The sequence below is a fragment of the Corallococcus llansteffanensis genome (assembly GCF_003612055.1).
GTDB lineage: Bacteria > Myxococcota > Myxococcia > Myxococcales > Myxococcaceae > Corallococcus > Corallococcus llansteffanensis.
In genome coordinates, this window is the sequence record NZ_RAWB01000558.1 from 1 (window position 1) to 6,539 (window position 6,539).

5 protein-coding genes are annotated in these 6,539 nt (G+C 72.5%); 2 read left to right on the forward strand and 3 right to left on the reverse strand.

Features of this window, described 5'->3' with window-relative positions:
- A partial coding sequence (locus D7V93_RS34940; RefSeq protein ID WP_120647495.1) for a DUF2252 family protein occupies nt 1–1,368 on the forward strand: 1,368 nt, incomplete at its 5' end.
- 61 nt (nt 1,369–1,429) lie between these two features.
- Here the strand turns inward: D7V93_RS34940 and D7V93_RS34945 are convergent.
- The 3 genes from D7V93_RS34945 to D7V93_RS34955 form a co-directional block, all read right to left on the reverse strand.
- Nucleotides 1,430–2,377: a polysaccharide deacetylase family protein gene (locus tag D7V93_RS34945; protein ID WP_120647496.1), complete on the reverse strand. Its 948-nt coding sequence runs from the start codon at nt 2,375–2,377 to the stop codon at nt 1,430–1,432.
- Nucleotides 2,378–2,391: 14 nt separating this feature from the next.
- Nucleotides 2,392–3,102 carry a glycosyltransferase family 2 protein gene (locus D7V93_RS34950; RefSeq protein ID WP_120647497.1) on the reverse strand — a complete coding sequence of 237 codons (711 nt, stop codon included), beginning with the start codon at nt 3,100–3,102 and terminating at the stop codon, nt 2,392–2,394.
- Between the two features lie 78 nt (nt 3,103–3,180).
- Nucleotides 3,181–4,494 (reverse strand): protoporphyrinogen/coproporphyrinogen oxidase, encoded by a 1,314-nt coding sequence (locus D7V93_RS34955; protein ID WP_120647498.1) that lies wholly within the window; start codon nt 4,492–4,494, stop codon nt 3,181–3,183.
- A gap of 228 nt (nt 4,495–4,722) precedes the next feature.
- Here D7V93_RS34955 and D7V93_RS44635 point away from each other — a divergent pair.
- A partial coding sequence (locus tag D7V93_RS44635; RefSeq protein WP_208723257.1) for a zinc-ribbon domain-containing protein occupies nt 4,723–6,539 on the forward strand: 1,817 nt, incomplete at its 3' end.

Below are 6,539 nucleotides of genomic sequence, written 5' to 3' on the forward strand. Positions count from 1 at the left end.
ATGCTGACGCTCGCCTCCGCTGGCGCCACGACCGCGGGACGGACGGCGTCCTCCGCCAGCGACTTCCAGGCCCAGGCCCCTTCGTCACGGGCCGGAAACCCCGTGGTCGCGAACGCCCCGGTGCTGGCGCGATCCGCCCCGGCCGGCCTCGCGCGGGAGCCCGCCCGGGCGGTGGCCTTCGTGCGCGACTTCAACGCGCGGTTGGAGCTGCCGCCCGCGCGCTTGAAAGAGAAGCTCGCGATGATGCGCGAGAGCCCCGCGGCGATGTTCCGCGCCATGCCCTCCCTCTTCCACGCGGACCTGCGGGGCCCGTACGCGCAGGCCGCGAAGCTGGTGGACCGGCCGGCCCCGGACATCCTCGTGGTGGGTGACGCCCACGTGGGCAACCTGGGCACCTTCCGGGGACCGGAGGGCAAGGCGGTGTGGGGGCTCAACGACTTCGACCAGGCGGGCACGGCGTCGCCGGAGGCGGACCTCACGCGGCTGGCCGCCAGCGCGGTGCTCACCGCGCGCGAGGCGGGCCTGTCGTCCGCGGAGCAGGCCTCGGCGGTGAAGGCGCTCGCGGAGGGCTACTTCCAGACGCTGGAGTTGCTGGCGGACGGGGATGCGAACCCGGGGGCCTTCCTGACGAAGAAGGAATCGTCCGGGCCGGTGAAGGACCTCATCGACCAGGCGCGCGACACGTCCGCGAAGGACCTGCTGACGAAGTACGTGAAGCTCGACGGCGCGAAGGGCCCGCACTTCCTCCACACGGACACGCTCAAGCCCCTGGACGCGGCGCGGAAGGGCGCGGTGCGCGCGGCGCTGGCCTCGTATGAGAAGTCGCTCCAGGGCTCCGAGGGCGTGGCGGTCCCCCTGCGGGTGCTGGACCTCGCCGAGCGACTGGACGCGGGTGGCAGCAGCTACGGCCTGGAGCGCGACTACGTGCTCGTGGGCGCGGCGGATCCGAAGGCACCGCCCGTGCTGCTGGAGTTGAAGGAGCTGCTCGCGTCCGGGGTGACGTCGCCGCCGGTCCCCGCGAACGGCGAGGGTGTCGTGAAGGCGCAGCAGGCGCTGGCCGGAGACGCGAACCCGCTCACGGGCGCGGTGAGCATGGGCGGCCGGGCGTTCCTCGTGCGCGAGGTGGAGCCGGAGAAGAACAAGCTGGACGACGCCGCGCTCGCGAAGAAGAAGGCGCTGCGGTCCACCTTCGAACAGGCGGGCGTGGTGCTGGCCCGCGCCCACGGCAACACGCGCGAACAGGCCACGCGCCTGGAGGCCTGGCTGGGTGGTGACACCGCCGAAGCCACGAAGCGGCTCACCGCCTTCGCGCAGGCGTACGCGGATCAGGCCGAGGCGGACTGGAAGGCCCTGAAGTCCGCGCGCTGATCAACGCGGTGCCGTGAATCCGTTCGCCAGGTCGCACGGCGAATGCCCGTGCCCCGGGTGCTCAGAGCGTCGCGGAGAGCTGCCCCGCCGCGTCGCGCAGGGTGACGACGTCGAAGTCGTCCTTCAGCCACTGGAACACGCTGCGCAGCCGCTCCTGCTTCTTCGCGGCGCTCACGCGCAGGTCGCGTTGCTGGCGCACGAGCTCCGGCGGGATGCCATCCGCCGCGTCGAGCACGTCCACGCCGTGCAATTCGAAGTTGAAGAAGGCATCCGCCCGGCACGCACGGTAGGCGGCGCGCATCGTGCCGCGAGGCAGCGTGGCCGCGAAGGTGCCGATGAACGGGAAGCGCACCACCGGCGTCACCGTCATCGGCAGCTCCAGCACCGCGCCCGAGCCCCGCCGGTACGGCCGCGCCGGATCCGGCCGATACGGCACGCGCGGAGCCAGCAGCACGCGGGGCGTATCCAGCACGGAGCGCGAGGGCCGTCCCAGCACCGCGAGCGCCCCCATCACCGCCGCCTTCGCCGCGTAGTACGGCGCGGCCGGGAACGCGGAGGAGCCATACCGGTACCCCTGCGCCACGGTGGCCGCGTACAGGTCCGCGTTCAGCGTGTAGCCGGGCGCGCGGAAGCCCGAGGGCCGCACGCCCGTGGCCTTCAGGATGGCCGCGTCCGCGCGCGCCAGGTCCTCGCCGATGGCTTCGGGACCGCGTCGCGTCAGCGCGTAGTCATGGGCATGGCTGTGGCTTGCCACCTCGATGCCCGCCACGTGGGCCTGCCGCATGCCGTTCGCCGCGCCGGGATCCGACTCCAGGTCCTCGCCGATGGCGAAGAACGTCCCGGGCGCGCCGACGGAGGCCAGCAGGTCGCGGAAGCGGGGCACCGCCACGCGGTGGATCAGCGTGCGGGCGCGCTCATCCAGCAGCGACTCGGGCAGCCCGTGGATCCGGCAGTAGTGCGGCAGCGAATCCAGGTCGACGGAGATGGACGCCAGCCGCGCCGCGGACATGGAGCGCTCCCTCTTCAGGTCCCGCGGATGCGGATGACGTAGAACAGCTTGCCCACGTTCTTCAGCACGTTGGGCACGCGCCGGAACAGGTGGATGGACGGCTGGCGCTTCTCGTGGAGCTGGATGGGGATCTCCATCACGTTGAGCCCCTCGCGCCACGCGCGGATGACGAACTCGCTGGCGAACACGTCCATGTCCACCACGCACTTCTGGATGACGGGCAGCAGCGCCTCACGACGGAACGCCTTCAGCCCGTGCGTGTCGGTGCCCTGGAAGCCCAGCGCCACGCGCAAGAGCTTGTTGTGCACCCGCGTGGCCGCGCGGCGGACCAAGGGGCGCTCGTCGCTTGAGCCCTTGGCGGCCTTGGAGCCCACGACCATGTCCGCCTCGCCCCGCTCCAGCCGGGGCAGCGCCGAGTCGTAGAAGGTCAGGTCGCAGAGGTCGATCTCATCGCACACCACGTAGGTGCCCCGGGCCTTGAGGATGCCGGCCTTGAGCGCCACGCCGTAGTTGGGCGTCTCCGAGTGGAACCAGCGCAGGCGCGGGTTCTTGGAGCACAGCTCTTCCAGGATCCGGGGCGTCGCGTCCCGCGAGCCGTTCTCCGCGAAGATGATTTCGTAGTCGAGCCCGCGAGCATCCAGCCCCTGACGCAGCTCTTCGGCTGCCTGGGCGATGATGGATTCCTCGTTGTAGACGGGGATGACGACGGAGAGGTGCAGGGCCATGGGTCCGGGATGCGAAAGGTAGGCCTGGGGCCTAGCACGGCCCCAACCCACCCGTCGACAGGGAGATGACCCCTTGCGTCAGCCGTTCAGCGTCCGGGCACAGGCCCGCCCGCCCAGGATGGCATCCTCCATGGACGAGTACTCCCACTGGCCATAGCGCCCGGCGGTGAGGATGCCCGCGTGTTCCAGGAAGCGGGCCACCTCCGCCTTCGCGGGACCGTAGGCGTCGTCGTAGAGGACGTACGCGTTGGGGATCTCCCGCGCCTGGGCGAAGAGGACGTCGTCCTTCGAGTGGATCATCTGCGAGCGCAGCAGGTCCTCCACCGCGTGCCGTTGCGCGTCCGCCAGGGACAGCTCGCCGTGGTGGCTGAACTCGACGGAGAAGCTGGCCGTGTCCGGAGGGGCCAGGGGCGCGTACACCGCCGACGGCGACCCGATGCGGTACGACTTGAACTCCGGCTCCGGCAGGTAGATCCAATGCCAGGGCTGGCGGTTCGCGCCCTTCGCGCCCACGCACACGTACGTGACGGTGAAGGCCCGCAGCCGCTTCGCCGCGGCCTGCACCTCCTCCGGGACCCCGGCGGCGCCGCGCGCGATCAGCTGCACCAGGGTCGGCAGCGCGATGGAGGACACGAGGCCCGAGTAGCCCTGCGTGCGCCCGTCCGACAGCACGACCTGCTTCGCCTTCCAGTCGATGGAGACGGGCTCGGTGTGGACGCTCAGCTCGCCGCCGCGCAGGTGCTGTTTCATGGCGCGCGCCAGGCTCTCGATGCCGCCCTCGCGCGGGTACAGGAACGACGCGTTGTAGCCCAACTGGTCGCTGCCGGCGCCGAGCGCCCCGTCAACAACCTCCTTGAGGCTGGGGCGCGGCACGAAGCGGCCCACCCAGGCGGCGGACATCTCGCGCGGGTGCACGGTCCACAGCTTCTGGTTGTAGGGCAGCATGAAGTTCTTCGCGAAGCCCTCGCCCATGTAGCGGAGGATGAACTCCTCGAAGTTGACGGGCTCGCGCTCACGCAGGGCGCGGCCCTTCTCGCCGTAGAGGGCCTCCACGTAGCCGACGAGGTTCTCCGCGACGACGTCCGGCGGCAGCCCGTGGGTGTTCACCTGGTAGGGGAAGCGCGTGAAGGTGCTGCGCGAGAACACCGCGGCCCGACGCTGGATGCGGACCATCTGCTCAGGCAGCCAGAGCGTGTTGACCAGCTCCTGGATCTCCGGGTCGCGCAGGTGGAGCCAGTGACCGGTGGGGTCGAAGTAACACCCGTCGATGACCTCGGTCTTGATGAGGCCGCCGACCCGGTCCGACTTCTCGATGAGGCGCCAGGGGCGCTTGAGGAAATGCGCGGTGGACAGGCCCGCGAGGCCGGCCCCCAGGATGACGATGGGATCCATGCGGCGCCGGGTCTACCACCTCGTCCGGGGGGCTGGAAAACGAACGCACACTGTCGGTAGGGGCGGGCGCCCGGCCTCCTGCCCGCCCGGGTGACGACTCTCCGCCCGGGGGCGCGTTCTTTCCGGGCTTGAAACGCCTCTGCTAGCCTGCACGCGCCGCGCGGACCATCGCACCGCCCATTCATTGCTGCGCGTGCGCGCGCCAGCCGGTCTCGTCGAAGGAAAACAATGAAAGTCTCCTGCCCGTCGTGCCAGACGAATTACAACATCGATGACAGGCGGATCCCGCCCGGGGGCGCGAAGCTCAAGTGTGCCCGGTGCCAGACCACGTTCCCCATCAAGGCCGATGGCGTGAGCAGCGAGGCGCCCGAAGCCGCGCCCTCCACGGCGCCCCAGGCCGCCGCCATTCCGGCTCCGGCCTATGCCGCGCCCCAGGCCGCCGCGATCCCGCTCCCGGGCAGCGCCGCGCCGCAGTCGGCTGCCATTCCGCTTCCGGGCAGTGCCGCGCCGCAGTCCGCCGCCATCCCTCTTCCTGGTAGCGCCGCGCCGCGGTCCGCCGCCATTCCGCTTCCCGGTAGTGCCGCGCCGCAGTCGGCGGCCATTCCGCTCCCGGGCAGCGCCGCGCCCCAGGCCGCCGCCATCCCCCTGCCCGGCAGTGCCGCGCCGCGCGCCGCCGCGATTCCGCTCCCCGGCAGTGCCGCGCCACAGTCGGCGGCCATTCCGCTCCCGGGCAGCGCCGCGCCACAGTCCGCCGCCATCCCGCTTCCCGGCAGTGCCGCACCGCAGGCCGCGGCGATCCCGATGGGCGCTGGCCCGTCGACCGCCGCCATCCCGCTTCCAGGCAACACGGCGCCGCGCGCCGCCGCGATCCCGCTCCCCGGCAGTGCCGCGCCGCAGTCGGCCGCCATCCCGATGAGCGCCGGCCCGTCGGCCTCCGCCATCCCGCTCCCGGGCAACACGGCGCCGAAGTCCGCCGCCATGCCGATGGGCGCCGGTCCCTCGGCCTCCGCCATCCCGCTCCCGGGCAGCGCCGCGCCTCGGTCCGCCGCGATTCCGCTCCCGGGCAGCGCCGCGCCGCAGTCCGCCGCCATCCCCCTGCCCGGCGGCGCCGTCCCGCTCGCCGCCATCGCGCTCGGCGCGGCTCCAGCGTCATCGGCCATCCCGCTCCCCGGTGCGACCGCCTCGCGCTCCGCCGCCATCCCCCTGCCCGGCAGTTCGGCGCCGCCCGTCCCATCGGAGGATCCGTTCTCCTTCGACGACGAGTTCCCGAGCACCCCGTCCGCCTCTCCGGGGGTCGCCGCGCCCCGGGCCATCTCGCTCGACGCGGGGCCCGCGTCGCCGGTGCCCCTCCCCGAGGACTCGTTCAGCTTCGACATGGGCGCCGAGCCGCCCCAGGCCGCCGCGTCCATGGCCGCCGAAGACGACTTCGCCGAGGTGGGCAGCGGCGAGTTCTCCTCGCTCGACACCGGTGACTTCACCGAGCGCGAGGACGTGACCCGCGTCGTCAGGATCCCCGTCCCCACCGACGCCTACCGCGAGCCCGTTGCCTACGGTTCGCAGGAGCCGGCCAGCACCGCGCGCGACTTCGACTTCTCCGAGGCGCCCGTCAGCGCTCCGGTCGAAGCCGGATCCGACTTCGGCAGCACGCCCGACTTCGACTTCGCGGAGCAGGACGCCGCCCCCGTCCCCGCTCCGGCGGAGGACGCGTTCACCTTCGACATCAACGACCCGTCCAACGCGCACGGGCCCGCGGCGTCGCATCCCCAGACCTTCGGCTACGGCTCCGAGCCCCCGGCGGACGCCTTCGCGATGGCGCCGCCCTCCTCCGAGCCCGAGGCGGATCCGTTCGGCCTGCCGCCGCCGTCCGACTACGCCCAGGCGTCCGTCCCCGACGCCGACCCGTTCGCCCTGCCCCCGCCGCCCGAGTCCGGCCCCGGGGCCTACGACCTGGGCAGCCTGCCCACCTCGGGCGAGGACCCCTTCGCCCTGCCGCCCTCGCCCGGCATGGACTTCTCGGACCTGCCGTCGCCCGCGTCCTCCCAGGC